Consider the following 17,608-nt stretch of genomic DNA (forward strand, 5'->3'; position numbering starts at 1 on the left):
CCGTCCGCTTTCGCGTTATCGGTGGTCACCGTCAGGTTACCGGAACTGATACCCGCCGTGCTGCTGTCGGCCAGGAAGGTGGTGTCTACCGACTGGCTGTTGCCGTTGACCGTGGCGGTCACGCTGGTAATCCCGGATTTGCTGTTGGTCAGCGTCGTCGTTGCCACACCGTCAGCGTCCGTGGTGGCTGAGGCGGTAATCACCGTTGCGCCGTTGGAGGCAGAGAAGCTCACGCTCTGTCCGGCGAGAACGTTGCCGTTCGCATCCGTGACAATCGCTTTCACCGCGTTGGTGGCGCTGCCGTCCGCTTTTGCGTTGTCGGTGGTCACAGTCAGGTTACCGGCAGAAATCGTCGCCGTGCTGTCGTCCGCGACAAAATGCGCGTCCAGCGACTGGCTGCTGCCGCCCGTGGCATTGCTGACGCTGGCGGTTACCGCAGAGATTCCGGCTTTCGTGCTGGTCAGCGTGGTAGTGGCGACCCCGCTCTGGTCGGTGGTGGCCTTCGCGCTGGCAACGTTCGCCCCGTTGGTGGCGCTGAAGCTGACCACCACGCCAGCAAGCGGCAGGCCGTTCGCGTCTTTTACGGTCGCCTTCACCGCGTTGGTGGCGCTGCCGTTGGCTTTCGCGTTATCCGTGGTGAGGACAAAATCGCCCGCACCAATGGTGGCGCTGCTGTCATCCTGGGCGAAGTGGGTGTCGACCGATTTGTCGGTACCGTTCACCGCGGCTTTCACCGGAACCACGCCCGACATGGTGCTGGTCAGGTCGGTGCCTGCGATACCGTTTTCATCCGTGACCGCAGACGCCGTCACCATAGTGGCCCCGCTGACGGTGCTGGAGAAGCTCACCGTGGTGCCCGAAACGGTGTTGCCGTTTTTGTCCGTGACTTTCGCCTGAACGTGGTTGGTGTCGCTGTTGTTCGCTTTACCGTTGTCGCGGGTAACGGTGAGGTTGCCGTCGGCAATCACCGCGCTGCCGCTGTCGGCGACAAAGCTGACAGGGACGCTGCGGGCTGAACCGTTCACCGTGGCGGTCACGTTTGATTTGCCCGCGTGGATGTTAGTCAGGTTGGTTGTCGCCAGACCGTTTGCGTCGGTGACCGCCGAGGCCGTCATCACCCGCGTCTCGTTGTCTGCGGTAAACTCAACTTTCACCCCGGCGACCGCGTGGTGCGCGCTGTCGGTGACTTTCGCCTGCACCGTGTCGGTGGCCTCGCCGTTGGCGGCCGCTCCGTCCACGGTGACAATCAGGTCCCCGTCACTGATGGTCGCATCCGGCTCGCTGACGCGAATTTCCGTGGTTTCACGGTTTGACTTGTTGTGCTGCGGATCGTAGGCCACCGCGCTGATGTGGTACACATTGCTGCCGGTGGTCTGATACGGCGGGAAGGTGATCTCCAGCGTCTGCTTGTTGACGGCGACGGCACTGCCCTTCGCCGCAAGGATTTCGCTGTAGTCCCATTCAATATGATCGACACCGTATTTGGCCTTGACGGTGGCGCTGATGTTACCTTTGTCACTGGCTTTGCCTTCGAGAAGCGCCGGCAGGGTCAGGTGGATCAGATCCTGTTTTTTATACTCAAGGACGATTTCGTTGTTACGATCGACCAGATCAAGACGGCTGCCTGCCAGCGTGCGGCGTGCGGCCACCAGCGAATCGTCGATCTGCTGGTTCCACGGCAGACCGAGCTCGTAGTTAAATTCGAGATTAAAGCTGGTGTCATTCTGCCCGCTCTGCCCCTGGCGGTGGTCAACACCCACCGTCACCAGCGGCACCGGCGTATAGTTCAGGCCCAGGGTGACCGCTTTCGGATCGCTGGAACGGTCGTCCTTGCTGAACAGGGCGACCTCATCACCGCGATACTGCTCGTACACCAGTTTGCCGCCGAGCTGCGGATAAGCCGGCAGCCAGCCTTCGGCGCGGATGTCGAAACCGTCAGCCGGGCGTTCATCGTAATCGGCGAAGTCACGGGACTGGTGCCAGTCCGTCAGGCCGGTGTAGCTGTTGGCGCCGAGTTTCAGGTAATCGGTCCAGGCTTCCAGACCCACGCCCAGGCGGCGGTTATTACCCGTCACGTCGTCATCATAGAAGCTGTTGATGCCGTACATCCAGTTGCCGTGGAAGGTACGGAAACCGAGGCCGGCATTGAGGGTATTACGGGAATCCTTGTTCCGGTAACCAAGCTGCGTGAACAGCAGGTTATCCTGCTGATCATAGAGCGGCAGCAGGACGTCGAGCGATGAGCCGTCGAGGGTGAAATCATCGTCCAGGTTCAGCTTCGCTTTCGCGGTGCCGAACTGACCGAGCCACTGCTCAACGGTGGAGACCGTCGCACCGGTGGCCATGCTTTTGGCCATCGAGGCTGCCTGATCGGCAGGATGGTCTGAAGAGAGAGTGTTGCCGAGCGAGGAGGCCCGGTTTGCCCAGAAGGCGTCAGCACCCTCAGGGGTATATCCGGCAGTATCTTTTTTGGTGGTGTTATTTACCGGAACATCGATTTCATCACCTTCTCCGAGTTTCTCGAAAGGCTTACTAAAGGTTCTGAAGACGTTAAGTTTTTTCAGCGCATCGACGCTGAGAGAATAACGCGCGGCAACAACGGAGACCGTTTCGCCTTTTTTCAGAATATAAGGTGTGGTGGTTATTTCTGCGAGCGTTTGCGGCTTATTCTGCGCGAGCGCAATAACCGGCACGAAGGTCGGTAAGGCGATGCTGAATAATTGCGAAAACAGGCAAACCGTCGCAGACAGTTTACTGAGTTTAGGATTCATTTTGACCCCGTGGATGATGGCGATTTAACAACTTTTTTTCCTTTAAAAGTGTAAAAACATAAAAACAACCAATAGCCTTTGCTTCAGACAGAGAAACCCCTGTCCGATATCAAACAGATGAAGCAAAATCCAAAGAGTGATTTTATATGCGCGGAGGATTATGAATTTAACGCATAAAAAGACAAATAAATAAAAGTATCAAACTGGACTTCATAAAAAGCCCAATCAAAACAAAATAATAAAACCAGACCAGCACAAACAAAGGCAATGTCAATCTGGACTCAAAACCGTCTTGATTTATTTTTAAAGGCAGGCGTGATTTATATCTAAAATACAATCATCAGGATATATACATAATATATATAGGATAGTTTATGTGGAGATTGATTGTGTTGGGAGCCGTCATCAGACGCTAATCGTGCTGAATTCATTTGGGGATTTTAAGAAATGGTCTCTGCGATTTTTTTGATTTGAGCCTGTTTGCGGAGGGAGAAATTAATGCGTTGTTAAGCGAAGGTAAACCGGATTTGTATTCCTGTATTCCACTGGTACTGGATTGAAATACGAACGCGTTCTGTTTCGATGCCGGCTCCGTTCAGGTCTGGTGTAATAAGCTGAGATCTATATAGATACGTCCAGGCAGCTAAAAGTCTATCCCACCACTCACGCCAAAACAGACGGAGGAAGACAGGCGAACCATCGGCCATGGCACCTGAGCGCAAGCTGAATGGAGTTATTCCATTAGCAAAACGGGGAGCCAGGCTCCCCGTTTTCTCAATCGATTTGCTGGATATCCACTCGCAGTTCTTTCGGGACTTCGAAAACGATGTTCTCTTCACGCCCTTCCAGCGGAATAGCCTCGCCACCGCCCAGCTCCTGCAGACGGGTAATCACGTTTTGCACCAGAATATCCGGCGCGGAAGCGCCTGCGGTGACGCCTACACATTTCGCCTCTTTCACCCACGCTTCCTGAATGTCCGTAGCATCGTCGATCAGAAACGCCGCTTTCCCCATACGCTGCGCCAGTTCGGCCAGACGGTTGGAGTTAGACGAGTTTTTGGAGCCGACCACCAGCACCACATCCGCCTGTCCAGCCAGCGCGCGCACCGCTTCCTGACGGTTAGTGGTCGCGTAGCAGATATCATCCTTACGCGGACCGACGATTTTCGGGAAGCGCTGACGCAGCGCGTCAATCACGTCTGAGGTATCGTCTACGGAGAGCGTCGTCTGGGTCATAAACGACAGACGGGCCTCATTTTTAACGTTCAGCGTAAAGACATCTTCAGGCGACTCAACCAGATACATCCCCCCTTCCGGGTTGCTGTACTGCCCCATGGTGCCTTCGACTTCCGGATGACCGGCATGGCCAATCAGAATCGACTCTTCACCACGACGGCTGGCGCGCGCCACTTCCATATGCACTTTTGTCACCAGCGGACAGGTGGCATCGAAGACGGTCAGGTCGCGGCTTTTCGCTTCGTTACGTACCGCCTGCGAGACGCCGTGCGCGGAGAAGATCAGGATCGCCCCGTCCGGCACTTCGCTGATCTGCTCGATAAAGATGGCGCCGCGCTCGCGCAGGCTGTCGACCACGTAGCGGTTGTGCACCACTTCGTGACGCACATAAATCGGCGCGCCGTAAATCTCCAGCGCGTTTTCAACAATGCTGATAGCGCGGTCTACACCGGCGCAGAAGCCACGCGGGTTAGCCAACAGGATCTGCATTTCAGGCCTCCAGTGCAGGATCGATTTCCAGCACTTCAACATCAAAATGAACGGTACGCCCGGCAAGCGGATGGTTGAAGTCAACGGTAATAGAGTCGCCGTTAATTTCGCGGATCACGCCAGGCATTTCGCTGCCGTCCATAGCGGTAAAGAGCATAATCGCGCCAATTTCCGGTTCACCCGCGTCCATAAACTCGCGGCGCGAGAAATACTGGATCAGGTCCGGACTCGGCACGCCAAACGCGGCATCCGGCTCCAGCGAAAAGGCTTTTTTCTCTCCCTCTTTCAGGCCCAGAAGCTGCTGCTCAAGACCTTCAGACAGGGAGGTATCGCCAAGACGAAACAGGGCTGGTTTGCCGTTATTGCGGGTGGATTCGGCCGTGGAGCCGTCATCCAGCTTCAGCGTGAAGTGAACGAGAACCGCGCTGTTGCTCTGTACGGATTTAGACATGCAAATTGCTCGCTTGTTTTGCCCGGTGGCGTTACGCCGCCGGGCGAGTGTGTTACGCCTGCTCTTTCGCGGCGGGTTTAGGCAGGAAGCCTTCCAGCACGATTAACGCGGCGCCAACGCAAATTGCGGTGTCGGCCAGGTTAAAGGTCGCGAAGTGCCAGTCGCCGACGTAGAAGTCGATCATATCGACCACAAAGCCGTGCCACAGGCGGTCAAACAGGTTGCCCAGCGCACCGCCAATGATCAGCGCGTAGGCGATGTTATTCAGCTTTTGCGTCGCCTTCGAGCGGTACATCAGCACCGCGAGGATCACACAGATACCGAGAGCGATACCCGCAAAGAACCAGCGCTGCCAGCCACCGCTGTCGGCAAGGAAACTAAACGCTGCGCCGTAGTTACGCGCGTAGTGCAGGTTAAGCGACGGGAACAGCGGAACCGTCTCCCCCAGAGCAAAGTTCTGGAGGATCAGGAACTTGCTGCCCAGATCGATAATCAGCACCACCACAACCAGCCACAGCCAGCGCAGTCCTGTTGAACAGAGAGTTTTACTCATCAGGCAAACTTACGTTTTTCGCCGTCACCGGCGACGTTGCTTACACAGCGTCCGCAGATGTCTGCGTGTTCCGCCACCTGGCCGACATCGGTAGTGTAATGCCAGCAACGCGGGCATTTTTCACCGTCGGCTTTGCTCAGCGCGACTTTCAGTCCTTTGAGCAGTTCGCTCTGCTGAGCATCAGCAGAAGCATCGGCATAATCCGCAACTTTCGCACCGGAGGTCAACAGGACAAATCGTAATTCATCGCCCAGCGCCGTCAGCTTCGCCGCCAGTTCCGGTTCGGCATACAGCGTAACTGCTGCTTCAAGGGAGCCGCCGACTTTCTTGTCCGCGCGCGCCTGCTCGATCACCTTGTTCACTTCGCCACGCACTTTCAGCAGCTCGTCCCAGAAGGCATCGTTCATCGCTTCGGTGCTGGAGAGATCGAACAGACCTTCGTACCACTCGCCCGTGAACACATACTTCTCACGGTCGCCCGGCAGGTAGCCCCAGATTTCGTCCGCGGTGAAGGACATGATCGGCGCCATCCAGCGCACCAGCGCTTCTGCGATGTGGAACAGCGCGGTCTGGCAGCTACGACGCGCCACGCTGTCCGCCTTCGCGGTGTACTGGCGGTCTTTGATGATGTCGAGGTAGAACGAGCCCATCTCGATGGAGCAGAAGCGCATCAGGCGCTGCACCACTTCGTGGAAGTCGTAAGACTCATAGGCTTTCAGGATATCTTCCTGCGCCGCTTTCGCGCAGCCTACTGCCCAGCGGTCCAGCACCACCATCTCTTCCGGTTTCACCATGTCTTTTGCCGGATCGAACCCGTTCAGGTTCGCCAGCAGGAAGCGCGCGGTGTTACGGATACGACGATAGCTGTCGGCAGCACGCTTCAGGATCTCGTCAGACACCGCCATTTCGCCGGTGTAATCGGTAGAGGCCACCCACAGACGCAGAATGTCTGCGCCCAGCTTGTTCATCACATCCTGCGGAGAAACGGTGTTACCGATAGATTTGGACATCTTGCGGCCCTGACCATCCACGGTGAAGCCGTGAGTCAGTACCTGACGGTAAGGCGCTTTACCCTTCATGGCGGTGGAGATCATCAGAGATGACATGAACCAGCCGCGGTGTTGGTCAGATCCTTCCAGATACATATCGGCAGCGTGACCGGCAAATTCCGGACGCACGTCAACCACGGAGGAGTGAGTAGACCCGGAGTCGAACCACACGTCCAGGGTATCCGGCACTTTCTCGTAGTTGTCTGCGTCAGCGCCCAGGATGTCGCGGGCGTCGAGATCCCACCACGCCTGAATGCCGTCAACTTCGACGCGCTTCGCCACTTCTTCCATCAGTTCCAGGGTGTTCGGGTGCAGCTCCTGCGTCTCTTTATGTACGAACAGAGACATCGGCACGCCCCAGGTACGCTGACGGGAGATACACCAGTCAGGACGGTTAGCCACCATGGATTCGATACGCGCCTGGCCCCAGTCAGGGATCCACTGCACGCCTTTGATCTCTTTCAGAGACTGCTCGCGCAGGCCTTTCTGATCCATGCTGACGAACCACTGCGGGGTCGCACGGAAGATGATCGGGGTCTTGTGACGCCAGCAGCACGGATAGCTGTGCTGCATTTTTTCAACGTGCAGCAGCGCGCCGCTGGTGCGCAGCATGTCGACGATGATGTCGTTCGCTTTGAAGACGTTGATACCGTCCAGCGCCGGGTAGGTGCCAGGCAGATAAGATCCGTCCGGGCCAACCGGGTTAGCGATTTCCAGACCGTACTTCAGGCTGATGTTGTAGTCGTCAGGACCGTGGCCACCGGCGGTATGCACCGCACCGGTACCCGCTTCCAGCGTCACGTGGTCGCCCAGGATCGCCGGAACGTCGAAGTCCAGGAACGGGTGTTTGAAGCGCATCAGCTCCAGCGCGTCGCCTTTCACGGTGCCCAGCACGGTGTAGTCGCTGATATGCGCGCGCTTCAGCACGCTCTCAACCAGATCTTTCGCCAGGATAACCGCCTGACCTTCAACCTGAACCAGCGCGTATTCGAACTCACCGGACAGGGAGATCGCGCGGTTGGCTGGCAGGGTCCACGGGGTGGTGGTCCAGATCACCAGAGAGATCGGGCCGTTTACCGAGGAGACGCCAAATTTAGCTTTCACCGCATCCTGATCGACGGCCTGGAACGCCACGTCGATAGATGGAGAGGTTTTGTCGTAATATTCAACTTCCGCTTCTGCCAGCGCAGAACGGCAGTCCACGCACCAGTGCACCGGCTTAGCGCCTTTGTGCAGGTGGCCGTTACCGATGATTTTACCCAGCGCACGGATGATGTTGGCTTCAGTTTTGAAGTCCATGGTCAGGTACGGATGCGACCAGTCGCCCAGCACGCCCAGACGGATGAAGTCAGCGCGCTGACCGTCAACCTGCGTGGCTGCGTATTCGCGGCACTTCGCACGGAACTCGGCGGCGGTGAACTTCTCACCAGGCTTGCCAAACTCTTGCTCCACTTTCAGCTCGATTGGCAGACCGTGGCAGTCCCAGCCTGGAACGTAAGGCGAGTCATATCCCGTGAGGCCTTTGGACTTCACGATAATGTCTTTCAGAATCTTGTTAACCGAGTGACCAATATGAATGCTGCCATTCGCATATGGAGGGCCATCATGCAGAATGAAGGTTTTTTTGCCTTTTTTGGCTGCACGAATGATGCCGTACAGGTCATCATCGGTCCAACGCGCCAGCATTCCCGGTTCGCGCTTGGCGAGATCGCCGCGCATCGGGAACCCTGTTTCCGGCAAATTCAGGGTTGATTTATAGTCACTCATCAGATTCTCGGTTCCGTATTTATCACGTAGGCAGTTAAGCCGGGTTCAAAGCCCAAAAAACTCGCGGGCCGTCAATTCATCTCGCGCAATTTGCGCTTTTAGTTCATCCAGCGAACCAAATCGCTGCTCGTTGCGTATTTTTTTACGCAGTATCACATCTATATGGCGACCATAGAGGTCCATTACAACGTCCAGCAGGTGCACTTCTAACTGTTGACGCACACCGGCGACGGTCGGACGCGTGCCAATGTTGGCGACGCCGTAGAACGGCTTATCGCCCAGTCCTGCTACTTCCACCGCATACACCCCTTTAACCGGGGAAACCTGACGACGCAGCGGTATATTCGCCGTCGGGAAGCCTATCGTGCGGCCCAGCGCATCGCCATGAACCACGCGGCCAGAGATAGTGAACGGATGCCCCAGCAGGGTTTCTGCCGTGTCCAGGTCATCATTAGCCAGCGCCTGACGCACCGCCGTGCTGCTGACGCGTACGCCGCCTTCGCAGAAGGTCATCGCGCTGGTGACGTCAAATCCATACTCCAGACCAGCCTTCTGTAATAGCAAGAAATCGCCCTGACGACCAGCGCCAAAGCGGAAATCATCACCCACGGCGAGAAACTGTACGCCAAGACGCTTAACCAGCAGGTCGCTGACGAAATTTTGTGCTGTCAGCGCGGCAAAGCGACGATCGAAACGTAAACACAATACATAGTCCACGCCGGACTCCGCCAGATAGCGCAATTTCTCGCGCAGGCGAGTGAGTCGGGCGGGAGATTTATCGCCCGCGAACAGCTCCAGCGGCTGCGGCTCGAAAATCATCACTACAACGGGCAGGCCGCGGGCCTCCCCTTCTTTACGCAATCCCTGCAACAGCGCCTGATGACCACGATGCACGCCGTCGAAATTACCAATAGTCAGCACGCACCCGTGTGGCGCGCTGCTGAGATTATGTATGCCGCGTATCAGCTTCATGTCTGGCTCAAAACAGTGAAAATCGCCAAAGTATACCTTGTACAGCGGTTAAGGTTAACCGGCGATTGTTCGCGCAAAACAGAAAGCCGTAATGATTTCATCAGGCTGACCTTTCGCAGCGAAAAAATCTGCTCCTGAACTGCGATTTTTATGCCGAAAGGCTGTATTCAGGGAAGACAAGCTGGTAGAATCCTGCGCCATCACTACGTAACGTAGCGTCGCTAATTAACGGCGCTTATTTGCACAAATCCATTGACAAAAGAAGGCAAAGAGGGCATATTCCTCGGCCTTTGAATTGTCCACATAGAACATATTTGGGAGTTGGACTTGGCTAATATCAAATCAGCTAAGAAACGTGCCGTTCAGTCTGAAAAGGCTCGTAAGCACAACGCAAGCCGTCGCTCTATGATGCGTACTTTCATCAAGAAAGTATACGCAGCAATCGAAGCAGGCGACAAAGCTGCAGCGCAGAACGCATTTAACGAAATGCAACCAATCGTGGATCGTCAGGCTGCTAAAGGTCTGATCCACAAAAACAAAGCAGCGCGTCATAAAGCAAACCTGACCGCGCAGATCAACAAACTGGCTTAATCGCTACTTGTTGTTGCTTGTTTAAAGAACCCGCTTAACGCGGGTTTTTTTATGCCTTCAGATTGCCGGTGGCGTAAACAGCACCGAGTAGTCACGATTGCAGATTCGCTGCACCGCCGGGTGCTGAATCATTCTTTCGGCAAATATGGCGTGATACTCCTCCATCACGTTATCCACTCTGCCTATCTCCGTAATCTTGTCGTCTGAATAGAGATCGTGCGCGTACAGCGTCGGCGCAACGAAGATCGCATTATGGGCTTCGCCAAAGGCTTTCATCAGCGCCGCATCGTCGAACTCACCGAGGATTTCTACCTTCAGCCCCTGCGAGTTAAACCAGTTCAGCAGCTTGCGTCCGAGCATGGAACGTCTTCCCGGCACCAGCAGACGGCGCTCTTCAAGGCACGCGGGGAACGGTTTCTCCGGCGGTGGATTAATGCACCAGAAGCTCACGCCGCATTCGCCAATCTTCACCGAGAACAGCCCTTCCTGCTGGGTGGAGTCAATCGGGCAGTCCGAGATAATCATGTCCAGCTTGTGCTGGCTCAGCTGTTCCAGCAGCATCTCGTGGGTGGATTCAAAGCAGCGCAGGTGGATTTGCTCGTCTTCGACTACCGCCGCATCCAGCACGCCGCTCACCAGCCGTTTGGACAGCGCATCCGCCACGCCCACGTCAAAGAGCAGGTTCGACTCTTTGCGATAGTTGACGATATCCAGCATCTCCTGGCTCAGGGTGAACATTTTGTCCGCATAGCGGAACACCAGTTCACCCAGTTCGCTGGGTTCAATCCCACGCCCTTTACGCTTGAACAGCTTGCCCTGCAGGCGCTCTTCCAGGGCCTTGATTTGCCCGGTGATGGTTTGCGGAGTCAGGTAGAGCGCCTCTGCCGCCCCCACCACCGAGCCCTGTTTGTAGACGTGCCAGAAGTAGTACAGATGGTTGTAATTTAAATGAGACATCGCGTCTTCTCTCCCTGAGTGTATATCGGAAGGAGGATCGCCTCCTCCCGGTGTTCCGTTATGCCTGTACGGCCTGGCCGGACAACTTCACCTTCAACAAGGTATAACCGATTACCGCGGCCAGTAATGATCCGATGAGAATGCCGAGTTTAGCCCAGACGATAAGCTCAGGCGCATGCGCACCAAACGCAAGGGTCGAGATAAAGATCGACATCGTAAACCCGATGCCACACAGCACGCCGACGGCCATAATTTGACCAAACGTTGTGCCGTGCGGTAATGACGCCAGCTTCAGCTTCGTCGCCAGCCAGCAGAAGAGGCTAATGCCCAACGGCTTACCAATAAACAGCCCGGCAATGATGCCCAGCGGCAGCACGGACGTCAGCCCGTCCAGCGTCACGCCGCCGAGGGAGACGCCCGCGTTGGCAAACGCAAACAGCGGCAGGATCATAAAGGCAACCCACGGGTGCAGCACATGCTCCAGCTGTTTGGCAGGCGACTTGCCGTCCTGCGGTTTAAGCGGCACGAAGAAGCCCACAATCACGCCTGCCAGCGTGGCGTGCACGCCGGATTTTAGCACCGCCGTCCACAGCACCATCCCCACCAGGATATAGATACCGATACGGCGAACATTGAAGATGTTCAGCAGCGCCAGCACCGCAATCGCCCCGGCGGCGACGCTCAGGGACAGGATCGACAGATCGCTGGTGTAGAACAGCGCGATAATCACAATGGCGCCCAGGTCATCGATGATCGCCAGCGCCATCAGGAAGATTTTCAGGGCCACCGGCACGCGGCTACCGAGCAAGGCTAAGACACCGAGCGCAAAGGCGATATCCGTCGCGGCCGGGATCGCCCAGCCGTCACGCGCAACAGGATCCTGCCAGGTGAACGCCAGGAAGAGCAACGCCGGAACGACCATTCCGCCGATGGCTGCGATCACAGGAAACGCCGCGCGCTGGCGGCTGGCAAGCGAGCCCAGAACCAGCTCACGCTTAACCTCAAGACCCACCAGCAGGAAGAATACCGCCATTAGCGCATCGTTGATCCACAGCAGCATGTTCTTGTTAATTTCCAGCGCCCCGACCTTCAGCTCAACGGGCGTTTCCAGAAATGCATGGTAGAGATCCTGCGTGATGCCAAGGTTAGCCAGCACCATCGCGGCCGCTGCGGCAATAATCAGGATCACCCCACCGGACGCCTCACTGCTAAAGAAACGGTGTAGTAATTTCATTTAAGTTCTCTCTTTTACAACAATACCTCGATAAAACCATAATACCAAGCCAAATAGCTCGGCAAAAACAGATTAATGTTGAGTATAGACTCAGTTTAACCGAGCTATACGCGCAAATAAAAAAGCCCGGAATCGCTTCCGGGCTTTTCGAAGATGAAAATCAGCTAACGAATTAGCGGGTCAAATCATCGAAGAATTTTTTGACGCCATCGAAGAAGCTTTTGGAACGCGGGCTGTTTTTCTCACCCGTTGGGCCGCCAAAGCTCTCCTGCAGTTCTTTCAGCAGCTGTTTCTGCTTGTCGTTCAGGCCAACCGGCGTTTCGACGACGACGCGGCACAGCAGGTCGCCCTGGGCGCCACCGCGAACGGATTTAACGCCTTTCCCGCGCATGCGGAACAGCTTGCCGGTCTGGGTTTCCCCAGGCACTTTCAGGTTCACGCGACCGTCCAGCGTAGGCACTTCGATTTCACCGCCGAGTGCCGCCATCGCGAAGTTGATCGGCACTTCGCAGTACAGGTTATTACCTTCACGCTCGAAGATAGCGTGCTGTTTCACCTGCACCTGAACGTACAGATCGCCCGCCGGTGCGCCGTGCTCACCTGCTTCGCCCTCACCCGCCAGACGGATGCGGTCGCCCGTATCGACGCCAGCCGGGATCTTAACGGACAGAGTTTTGGTTTTCTCAACGCGACCGTGCCCGTGGCATTTGGTGCACGGATCTTTGATCAGCGTGCCGCGACCGTGACAGTGAGGACAGGCCTGCTGTACCGCGAAGAAGCCCTGACGCATCTGTACCTGGCCAGAGCCGTGACAGGTTGGACAGGTCTGAGGCTGCGTACCCGCTTTCGCGCCGCTGCCGTGGCAAACGTCACACTCTTCCAGCGTCGGGATACGGATCTCTTTGGTGACACCGCGAACGGCCTCTTCCAGCGTCAGCTCCATGTTGTAGCGCAGGTCCGCGCCGCGCGCCGCGCGCTGACGACCACGGCCGCCGCCGAAGATGTCGCCAAATACATCGCCAAAGATATCGCTGAAGTCAGCGCCGCCGCCAAAGCCGCCGCCGCCGAATCCACCGCCGCCCATGCCGCCCTGTTCAAAGGCTGCGTGACCGTACTGGTCATAGGCCGCGCGTTTCTGTGCATCGGTCAGGACTTCGTAGGCTTCTTTGATCTCTTTAAATTTGGCTTCAGCCTCTTTGTCACCCTGGTTACGGTCCGGGTGGAATTTCATGGCCAGGCGCTTGTACGCCTTTTTGATTTCACGCTCTTCCGCAGTTTTCGGAACGCCTAAAATCTCGTAATAGTCTTGCTTTGCCATTGGTTTTTTTAAGCCCCTTAACATGCGAGCACGGGCGTGGAGAGTTCTCCTACGCCCGTGCCGATTAATTACCCTGCATCAGGGCGATTATTTTTTATCTTTAACTTCTTCGAACTCAGCGTCGACAACGTCGTCGTCTTTCGCGTTGTTCGCCGAAGCGTCAGCGCCCGCCTGCTGTTGAGCGTGCTGCTGCTGAGCGATTTCCATCAGCTTCTGAGAAGCCTGCGCCAGTTCCTGCATCTTCGCTTCGATGTCCGCTTTGTCTTCACCTTTCAGTGAGGATTCCAGCGCGCTCAGTGCAGCTTCGATAGCAGTCTTGTCTTCCGCTGGCAGCTTATCGCCTGCTTCTTCAACCTGCTTACGGGTGCTGTGCAGCAGATGGTCACCCTGGTTGCGGGTCTGAACCAGCTCTTCGAACTTACGGTCGGATTCCGCGTTAGCTTCGGCATCGCGAACCATTTTTTCGATTTCCGCTTCGTTCAGGCCAGAAGATGCCTTGATGGTGATCTTCTGCTCTTTACCGCTGTTTTTGTCTTTCGCAGACACGTGCAGGATACCGTCAGCATCGATGTCGAAGGTCACTTCGATCTGCGGCATGCCGCGCGGCGCCGGGTTAATACCGTCCAGGTTGAACTGACCCAGAGATTTGTTATCCGCCGCACGCTTACGCTCACCCTGAATCACATGGATGGTTACCGCAGACTGGTTGTCTTCAGCGGTAGAGAACACCTGGCTGTGTTTCGTTGGGATGGTGGTGTTTTTGTTGATGAGCGCAGTCATCACACCGCCCATGGTTTCGATACCCAGAGACAGCGGGGTAACGTCCAGCAGCAGTACGTCTTTAACTTCACCGGTCAGTACGCCACCCTGAACCGCAGCACCGATTGCGACCGCTTCGTCCGGGTTAACGTCTTTACGTGGCTCTTTACCAAAGAACTCAGCCACTTTCTTCTGAACCATTGGCATACGGGTCTGACCACCGACCAGGATAACGTCCTGGATATCGGATACGGACAGGCCAGCGTCCTGCAGAGCAACTTTCAGCGGCTCGATAGAACGGTTCACCAGGTCTTCTACCAGGCTTTCCAGTTTCGCACGGGTCACTTTGATGTTCATGTGTTTAGGACCGGTCGCGTCTGCGGTGATGTACGGCAGGTTCACGTCGGTCTGCTGAGCGGAAGACAGCTCGATCTTCGCTTTCTCAGCGGCTTCTTTCAGGCGCTGCATGGCCAGCGGATCGTTACGCAGGTCAATGCCCTGATCTTTCTTGAACTCATCAACGAGGTAGTTGATCAGACGGGTATCGAAGTCTTCACCACCCAGGTGGGTATCACCGTTGGTTGCCAGAACTTCGAAGGTTTTTTCGCCGTCAACTTCGTCGATTTCGATAATAGAAATATCGAAGGTACCACCACCCAGGTCGTAAACCGCGATAGTACGGTTGCCAACTTCTTTATCCAGACCGTAAGCCAGTGCAGCAGCGGTTGGTTCGTTGATGATACGTTTTACTTCCAGACCTGCGATACGGCCAGCATCTTTGGTTGCCTGACGCTGAGCATCGTTGAAGTATGCAGGAACGGTGATAACAGCTTCAGTTACCGGCTCACCCAGGTAATCTTCAGCGGTTTTCTTCATTTTTTTCAGCACTTCAGCAGAAATCTGCGGTGGTGCAGTTTTGGTGCCTTTCACATCAAGCCATGCATCGCCGTTATCTGCCGCGATGATTTTGTAAGGCATGATGGAAACGTCACGCTGAACTTCTTCGTCCTGGAAGCGGCGGCCGATCAGGCGTTTAATCGCAAACAGGGTGTTTTGCGGGTTTGTCACTGCCTGACGTTTAGCCGGCTGACCAACCAGAGTTTCACCATCCTGGGTATAAGCAATGATAGAAGGCGTGGTGCGATCGCCCTCGGCGTTCTCCAGCACGCGTGCAGTAGTGCCATCCATAATCGCTACACAAGAGTTGGTAGTACCCAGGTCGATACCAATAATTTTACCCATCTAAACGTCTCCACTAAAAATTCAGTCAACATGTGGTTGTGTACCTGTAATAAGGGCAGAACGTGCTTTTTCAACTGCCCAGATTTGATTTTTTTCAGGTCCACACACTGCGGTTGACTACAAGATGGGGTCGCGACGGCATCCATCAAGGGGCAAGCATAAAAAAAATTTTAATTTCACCCTGATGAGATCATAGACGCCATCGATAGCGCCCATTATGATGCCGCGCCCCGTCAGGGAGTATTGACGCGGGTTTAACCATTTCACCATATTAATGATGATTTTTTTGAGGACTTATGGGCAACACTAAGTTGGCTAATCCGGCTCCGCTGGGCCTGATGGGTTTTGGCATGACCACTATCCTGCTGAACCTGCACAATATCGGGATGTTCCCGATGGATGGCATCATCCTGGCGATGGGTATTTTTTACGGCGGTATCGCGCAAATCTTCGCGGGCCTGCTGGAATATAAGAAAGGCAATACCTTCGGCTTAACCGCCTTCACCTCTTACGGTTCTTTCTGGCTGACCCTGGTTGCCATTCTGCTGCTGCCTAAAATGGGCATGGCAGACGCGGCAAACGCCCACTTCCTGGGCGTTTACCTGGGCCTGTGGGGCGTCTTCACCCTGTTCATGTTCTTCGGCACCCTGAAAGGTAACCGCATGCTGCAGTTCGTTTTCCTGAGCCTGACCGTACTGTTCGCCCTGCTGGCGATCGGTCACCTGGTGGATAACGAAGGCATCGTTCATGTTGCAGGCTGGATTGGTCTGGTTTGCGGCGCAAGCGCTATCTACCTCGCAATGGGTGAAGTGCTGAACGAGCAGTTTGAACGCACCATTCTACCGATTGGTGAAAAACACTGATCCCTCTGTCGTGCCCGCCTCGCGGGCACGACATCCCCCCGCCTGACGAAGCCAAAATCCTAATACCAGCCCCATCAGCGAGAGCGCGAGTACATACCAGGCTGGCGCCATCGGCGACACGCCCATCAGCACCGTCACCGCAATCGGCGTCAGCCCGCCAAAAATGGCATACGACACGTTATAGGAAAATGAGATCCCGGTGAAGCGTACCTCCGGCGGGAACGCGCGGACCATCACGTACGGTACCGCCCCGACAACGCCCACGCACAGCCCTACCGTGCCGTACAGCAGGAACAGCTGTTCAGGATGGCTGCCCGCCAGATGGTAAAACGCCCAGCTTGATGCGGCCAGTAACAGGCTGCCGACGATAAAGGTAACGCTGGCACCGAAACGATCTGCCGCCAGCCCGGCGGCCAGGCAGCCAAAGCAGAGCATGATTGTCGCGATACTGTTCGCCTGTAGCGTCACGGCAGGAGCGAAACCGTACTGCTTTTGCAGCCACACCGGGGACATCAATATTACCACCACAATGCCCGCCGAGAGCAGCCAGGTGAGCAGCATCGACACCACCACCGCTTTTTTATGGCGTACCACGACCGCCTTCACCGGCAGCTCCTGCGCCAGCGCCTTGCGCTGCTGCATCTCGAGGAAAATCGGCGTCTCCTGCAGCCAGCGGCGCAGGTACATCGCGACCAGACCAAACGCCCCGCCCAGCAGGAACGGAATACGCCATCCCCAGTCGTGCACGGCCTGCTGCGTCATGCTGGTGTTTACAATTGTCGCGACGACGGAACCAAGCAAAATCCCTACCGTTAACCCCGCGGTTAAGGTTCCGCAGGCGATACCAATGCGGCGCGCCGGAACATGCTCCGCGACAAACACCCATGCGCCCGGCACTTCACCGCCAATCGCCGCGCCCTGAAGGACGCGCATCAGCAACAGCAGCAACGGAGCAAGGATGCCCATCGAGGCATAGGTGGGCAGCAGACCAATGGCCAGCGTCGGCACGGCCATCAGCAGAATGCTAAGGGTAAACATCTTCTTGCGCCCGACCAGATCGCCAAAGTGGGCCATGATAATGCCGCCCAGCGGACGCGCCAGATATCCGGCGGCAAAAATGCCGAAGGTTTGCACCTGACGCAGCCATTCCGGGATATCCGCCGGGAAGAAGAGTTCTCCCACCACGGCGGCGAAGAAAACAAAGATGATGAAGTCGTAAAATTCCAGCGCGCCGCCTAAGGCCGCGAGCGTGAGAGTTTTGTAGTCCTGTCGATTCAGAGGTCGGGTGTTATGTGACATAGCGAACCATTTGCGTATATTGTGGATTTATTTTTACAGCAGTCGTAAAGAAAAAAT

General features: G+C 55.9%; 13 protein-coding genes and 1 pseudogene. 2 read left to right on the plus strand and 12 right to left on the minus strand.

The window, feature by feature from the left end; all coding sequences use genetic code 11:
- The 7 genes and pseudogenes from ADJ24_RS08115 to ADJ24_RS25515 all read right to left on the minus strand — a co-directional run.
- On the minus strand, positions 1 to 2,771 hold a 2,771-nt coding region (locus tag ADJ24_RS08115; protein WP_048702302.1), incomplete at its 3' end, for an inverse autotransporter beta domain-containing protein.
- Between the two features lie 774 nt (positions 2,772 to 3,545).
- Positions 3,546 to 4,496, minus strand: coding sequence for a 4-hydroxy-3-methylbut-2-enyl diphosphate reductase (gene ispH / locus ADJ24_RS08120; protein WP_023310353.1), 951 nt, complete (start codon positions 4,494 to 4,496; stop codon positions 3,546 to 3,548).
- 1 nt (position 4,497) lies between these two features.
- The gene (gene fkpB / locus ADJ24_RS08125; protein WP_003856450.1) at positions 4,498 to 4,947 is read right to left on the minus strand and encodes an FKBP-type peptidyl-prolyl cis-trans isomerase; all 450 of its coding nucleotides are present in this window, start codon (positions 4,945 to 4,947) and stop codon (positions 4,498 to 4,500) included.
- 52 nt (positions 4,948 to 4,999) lie between these two features.
- Positions 5,000 to 5,500 carry a signal peptidase II gene (gene lspA / locus ADJ24_RS08130; protein WP_023310352.1) on the minus strand — a complete coding sequence of 167 codons (501 nt, stop codon included), beginning with the start codon at positions 5,498 to 5,500 and terminating at the stop codon, positions 5,000 to 5,002.
- Entirely contained in the window at positions 5,500 to 8,316 is a 2,817-nt protein-coding gene (ileS, locus tag ADJ24_RS08135; RefSeq protein WP_023310351.1) for an isoleucine--tRNA ligase, read from the minus strand. The genes lspA and ileS overlap by 1 nt, the downstream gene beginning before the upstream one ends.
- Positions 8,317 to 8,361: 45 nt before the next feature.
- Complete coding sequence (gene ribF, locus ADJ24_RS08140) at positions 8,362 to 9,288, minus strand: bifunctional riboflavin kinase/FAD synthetase (RefSeq protein ID WP_023310350.1); 927 nt, start codon at positions 9,286 to 9,288, stop codon at positions 8,362 to 8,364.
- 7 nt (positions 9,289 to 9,295) lie between these two features.
- Positions 9,296 to 9,514, minus strand: a pseudogene (locus ADJ24_RS25515) (DUF2575 domain-containing protein).
- A gap of 101 nt (positions 9,515 to 9,615) precedes the next feature.
- Here ADJ24_RS25515 and rpsT point away from each other — a divergent pair.
- Positions 9,616 to 9,879 carry a 30S ribosomal protein S20 gene (rpsT, locus tag ADJ24_RS08145; protein WP_003856458.1) on the plus strand — a complete coding sequence of 88 codons (264 nt, stop codon included), beginning with the start codon at positions 9,616 to 9,618 and terminating at the stop codon, positions 9,877 to 9,879.
- Positions 9,880 to 9,936: 57 nt separating this feature from the next.
- Here the strand turns inward: rpsT and nhaR are convergent, their stop codons facing one another.
- The 4 genes from nhaR to dnaK form a co-directional block, all read right to left on the minus strand.
- On the minus strand, positions 9,937 to 10,836 hold the full coding sequence (nhaR, locus tag ADJ24_RS08150) for a transcriptional activator NhaR (RefSeq protein ID WP_023310349.1): 900 nt from the start codon (positions 10,834 to 10,836) through the stop codon (positions 9,937 to 9,939).
- A gap of 58 nt (positions 10,837 to 10,894) precedes the next feature.
- Positions 10,895 to 12,070 (minus strand): Na+/H+ antiporter NhaA, encoded by a 1,176-nt coding sequence (gene nhaA, locus ADJ24_RS08155; protein WP_023310348.1) that lies wholly within the window; start codon positions 12,068 to 12,070, stop codon positions 10,895 to 10,897.
- A gap of 172 nt (positions 12,071 to 12,242) precedes the next feature.
- A complete protein-coding gene (gene dnaJ, locus ADJ24_RS08160) occupies positions 12,243 to 13,388 on the minus strand; it encodes a molecular chaperone DnaJ (protein WP_023310347.1) in 1,146 nt (381 codons plus the stop codon).
- An 87-nt stretch (positions 13,389 to 13,475) separates the two neighbouring features.
- The gene (gene dnaK / locus ADJ24_RS08165) at positions 13,476 to 15,389 is read right to left on the minus strand and encodes a molecular chaperone DnaK (protein ID WP_023310346.1); all 1,914 of its coding nucleotides are present in this window, start codon (positions 15,387 to 15,389) and stop codon (positions 13,476 to 13,478) included.
- 296 nt (positions 15,390 to 15,685) lie between these two features.
- Between dnaK and satP the strand changes: the two genes are divergently transcribed.
- A complete protein-coding gene (gene satP, locus ADJ24_RS08170; protein WP_023310345.1) occupies positions 15,686 to 16,252 on the plus strand; it encodes an acetate uptake transporter in 567 nt (188 codons plus the stop codon).
- Here the strand turns inward: satP and ADJ24_RS08175 are convergent.
- The gene (locus tag ADJ24_RS08175) at positions 16,229 to 17,551 is read right to left on the minus strand and encodes an MFS transporter (RefSeq protein WP_023310344.1); all 1,323 of its coding nucleotides are present in this window, start codon (positions 17,549 to 17,551) and stop codon (positions 16,229 to 16,231) included. The genes satP and ADJ24_RS08175 overlap by 24 nt on opposite strands.
- Positions 17,552 to 17,608 lie beyond the last annotated feature (57 nt).

Source organism: Enterobacter sp. 940_PEND, assembly GCF_001059415.1.
Taxonomy (GTDB): Bacteria; Pseudomonadota; Gammaproteobacteria; order Enterobacterales; family Enterobacteriaceae; genus Enterobacter; species Enterobacter cloacae_M.

Excerpts from the sequence above, each read along its gene's own strand:
- ispH (WP_023310353.1), bottom strand. The coding sequence starts at position 4,496 with ATGCAGATCCTGTTGGCTAACCCGCGTGGCTTCTGCGCCGGTGTAGAC.
- fkpB (WP_003856450.1), bottom strand. The coding sequence starts at position 4,947 with ATGTCTAAATCCGTACAGAGCAACAGCGCGGTTCTCGTTCACTTCACG.
- lspA (WP_023310352.1), bottom strand. The coding sequence starts at position 5,500 with ATGAGTAAAACTCTCTGTTCAACAGGACTGCGCTGGCTGTGGCTGGTT.
- ileS (WP_023310351.1), bottom strand. The coding sequence starts at position 8,316 with ATGAGTGACTATAAATCAACCCTGAATTTGCCGGAAACAGGGTTCCCG.
- ribF (WP_023310350.1), bottom strand. The coding sequence starts at position 9,288 with ATGAAGCTGATACGCGGCATACATAATCTCAGCAGCGCGCCACACGGG.
- nhaR (WP_023310349.1), bottom strand. The coding sequence starts at position 10,836 with ATGTCTCATTTAAATTACAACCATCTGTACTACTTCTGGCACGTCTAC.
- nhaA (WP_023310348.1), bottom strand. The coding sequence starts at position 12,070 with ATGAAATTACTACACCGTTTCTTTAGCAGTGAGGCGTCCGGTGGGGTG.
- dnaJ (WP_023310347.1), bottom strand. The coding sequence starts at position 13,388 with ATGGCAAAGCAAGACTATTACGAGATTTTAGGCGTTCCGAAAACTGCG.
- dnaK (WP_023310346.1), bottom strand. The coding sequence starts at position 15,389 with ATGGGTAAAATTATTGGTATCGACCTGGGTACTACCAACTCTTGTGTA.
- satP (WP_023310345.1), top strand. The coding sequence starts at position 15,686 with ATGGGCAACACTAAGTTGGCTAATCCGGCTCCGCTGGGCCTGATGGGT.
- ADJ24_RS08175 (WP_023310344.1), bottom strand. The coding sequence starts at position 17,551 with ATGTCACATAACACCCGACCTCTGAATCGACAGGACTACAAAACTCTC.